General features: G+C 39.8%; 3 protein-coding genes and 1 pseudogene. All 4 read right to left on the bottom strand.

From position 1 onward, the window contains the following. On the bottom strand, positions 1-508 hold a 508-nt coding region (locus SORDD16_RS04535; RefSeq protein WP_061452640.1), incomplete at its 3' end, for an amino acid ABC transporter ATP-binding protein. Positions 509-518: 10 nt separating this feature from the next. After that, positions 519-1,159 (bottom strand): annotated as a pseudogene (locus SORDD16_RS04530) (amino acid ABC transporter permease). Positions 1,160-1,295: 136 nt separating this feature from the next. Then, the gene (locus SORDD16_RS04525) at positions 1,296-2,525 is read right to left on the bottom strand and encodes a tetratricopeptide repeat protein (RefSeq protein WP_061452533.1); all 1,230 of its coding nucleotides are present in this window, start codon (positions 2,523-2,525) and stop codon (positions 1,296-1,298) included. Continuing rightward, the coding region (locus tag SORDD16_RS04520) for an AI-2E family transporter (RefSeq protein WP_061452532.1) at positions 2,515-3,652 on the bottom strand (1,138 nt) is incomplete at its 5' end. The genes SORDD16_RS04525 and SORDD16_RS04520, both read right to left, overlap by 11 nt.

The raw sequence follows: 3,652 nt of genomic DNA, 5'->3' as shown, positions 1-3,652 counted from the left end.
GGCGTAACTCTGGGTCTAAGGCCGATGTGGGCTCATCATATCCAATAATTTCCGGGTCAATCATCATGGCTCGTGCTAAAGCGACACGCTGTTTTTGTCCACCAGATAAAGAGTAGGGATAGGCATCAGCATGTCCTGCCAAACCAAGTTGTTCTAACAAACCACGCGCCTTCTTCTCAGCAGATTCCTTATCCATGTTCATAGTTTTTATAGGCGATAAAGTTAAGTTTTCTAAAACCGACAAGTGTGGGAAAAGTTGAAAATCTTGGAATACAAATCCTAGTAGATTGCGCTTTTCTAGTTCATCAATAGCCAGCGATTCGTCATTATAGTAGATTTCTCCAGCATCGATAGTCTCAAGCCCAGCTAGCATCCGTAATAAGGTTGTCTTTCCTCCCCCAGATGGACCAACGATTGCGAGAATTTGTTTTTCAGGAATCCTAAGGCTAAAATTGGACAAGATTTGCTTGCCTCCAAAGGCCTTGTTGATATTTCTTAGTTCTAACATAACTCCCCTCCTATCTATAGTAATTGTACTTCCTCTCAAGCTTTTTCGCTACAATAGTCACAAGACCAATCATAATCAAATAAATCGCTCCTGCTAAAAACATAGGAACTAGACTAGCATCTCGATTGGCCGCAGTCCGACTGGCCAAGATCAAATCGGATATCCCTAGGGCGTAGACCAAGGAAGTGTCCTTGACCAAACTCATAATCTCATTAAAAACACTCGGTAAGACAATCTTTGTAACCTGAGGCAAAATAATATAGCGCACTGTGTCAAAAGGACTAAACTTCAAGACCTTGGCAGCCTCATACTGTCCTTTGGGAATGGTTTCAATCCCTCCACGAAAGATTTCAGCAAAGTAGGCCGCATAGTTGAGTACAAAGGCAATCACAGCAGCAGGCAAACGATCTAAACGTATCCCAATACTAGGGAGCACATAGTAAATAAAGATTAATTGCAAAAGCAAGGGAGTTCCTCGCATTACCCAAATATAAAGATCAATGAGATAATGGAGGGGTTTCCAACGGACTTGCAAAGCAAAGGCGACGACAATACCTAAGGGAATTGAAAAATTAAAACCAGAGCAAAGACTTGAAGTGTCATACTTGCACCGTTTAACAAACTTGGTAATATCTCAAATAGATAAGACATACTGCACCTCCTAAAAATAATTGTTCCTATTATAGCATAAATAAACAATTTAGCAAGAGTAATTGTAAAAAAATTCTATTTCTCCTAAAAAAACGTATCTGACAAATTGACGGATACGTTTTTAGAGAGATAACTTTTAAAGTGTTTCTAAGAATTCTTGTATTTGAATATCATCTGGGACTAGTTTTAAATAGGCTTGGGCTTGCACTTTGGCTTCTTCAAAATATCCCAATTCACGCAAGAGATAAGTATATTGCTCCAGAAACTCTGGATTGTCCTTGAGGTCAGATGACAGTTCTTGATAGAGCTCATAAGCCTTATCTAAATCCTCGATTTTCTGGTAAGAACGTGCAATCATCCACTTAGTCAGGAGGTTTTCAGGTTCTTGATTTTGAAGAGCGATGATATCCTCAAACCGCTCTTGTTCCATATAAATAGTTGCGAGTCGCAGGAAAATCTCTTCTGCATCCTCTGCATCTTCCTTGGCAGTAAGGAGAAACTGTTCAGCACCACTAGGATCATGCAATTCATAGGAAAACTGAGAAGCCGCTAGCAAGAGTCGCGTTTCAAACGGATTCTTATTTAATCCTTGCTTAGCCATACGAAGGGCCTCTTCTATCTGATGTTCCTTGTGTAAAGCTTGACTATAGCCGTACTCATATCCTTCAAAGTCAGGTGAAATGGTATCAATCTGCTTAAAGTAAAGAACAGATTTTTGATACTCTTTTTGATCAAAATAAAGACTAGCCAATTCAAAGGCAGTTTGGTCATCATACTCTAGTTCCAAAGCTTTTTCTAAAAACTCTGTGGCTGCTTCAAATTTCCCTAACTGGGCATAGGCAACACCAATTCGCTGGTAGGTGGAAATGCCTGTTTGCTCATAAATAGTACGATTATCTAGCTGGGCATAGCCCTGAATAGCTTCCTGATAATTTCCCAACTCGCTATCCAATTCAGCCAAACCAAAAACTACTAACGGATCATCTGAGTAGTTTAAGGCATCTAGTAACTTTTCACGTGCTACATCTGTCAATCCTTCCAACTGATAAAGGTCTGCCTTCAAGGCCAAAGACGATACATACCAGTCGCTTTCAGGCGTGATTTCCTCAAGGTAAGCAAAGGCTTCCTCGACATTTCCGTCCTCACTAGCAATGCTTGCTAAATTCAGATTCACTTCTGGAAATTCTCTAACGATATTTTGGTAAATTTCCTTTGCTTGAGGATAAAAGCCAATTCCCTCAAGGTAATTAGCCAGCTCATAAAGAACTTCACTTGAATCCATTTCGAGGGCTTTGTGATAATACTGATCCGCCTTTATTAAATCCTGTTCTTCCAGAGCTTGGAGCATGCCTTGACTATTGTTCACTCTTGATTTCCTCTCCTTCTTCTTCGTACAATCCGCTGACTTTTTTATACCAATTAAAGATAGCTGAGATAACAACCTTAGCTGATGCATAGACAGGAATTCCCAAAAGCACTCCCCAAATACCAAACATAGATCCTGAAGTTAGGAGCACAAAGAGGACATTAATAGGATGGATGTTCAGTTGACTACCTAAAATAAGTGGAGATACAAAGCGTCCTTCAATAGTTTGTTCAACAATAAAGACCACAATGACCTTCAAGAGCATGACAGGACCCGCAATCAATCCTAAAACCAAAGCAGGCAACATTGCTAGAAAACTACCTAGATAAGGCACTAGATTGAGAACACCAGCCGTGATACCAAGAGTCACAGCATACCTAAGCCCAATAATCTTAAAGAAGATGATAAACATGATGGCAACGATAATAGCGACGGTCACCTGTCCTCTGACATAGTTTGACAACTGCTTATTGACATCTGATAAAACTTGCCCTACAGGTTCTCTCAACTTCGTTGGTAAAAATTGGGTCAGATAATCCCGTAATCCCTTTCCATCACGCAAGAGATAAAACAGCATAAATGGCATAATAATCAAGGCTACAAGCACCTGAGAAGCTCCACTAATAAAAGCACTCACCCAATTAACAGCTTGAGAAGAGATTTTGCTCGCCCACATCGTCGCTTCACTTGAAACATTGGCAAGAACTTGCTCCAACTGTGGTCTAAAATCATCTGGCAATCGTTTGGTTACAAGGTCATTGATAACGCTGTCAGCATCTTCTAAATAACTAGGAACATTCTTTGCAAAATTCAAGACTTGGCGTTGCAGATTTGGAATAGCAACCGCTAGCCCCCAAATGATAAAGAGACCAATTATGACAAAAAGAATACTAATAGCAAGAACACGATTAATCTTGTGTTTCTCCATCCAATCAACAATCGGATGGAGGAGGTAATATAGTAAACCAGATAAAATAACTGGCAACATCACAACTCCTAGAAAATCTAGCACAGGTAAAAAGATAAAACTAATCTTGCTTAAAACGAAGAGGTTCAACCCCAGTAACAAGGTCACCAAAAATACAGTAATAGCTTTGTTATCTAAAAACCACTTAAAGAACCAAGAT

Source organism: Streptococcus oralis (assembly GCF_001578945.1).
GTDB lineage: Bacteria > Bacillota > Bacilli > Lactobacillales > Streptococcaceae > Streptococcus > Streptococcus oralis_Q.
The sequence above is the reverse complement of the archived record's forward strand: the minus strand, read 5'-3'. Positions and strand labels throughout refer to the sequence as shown.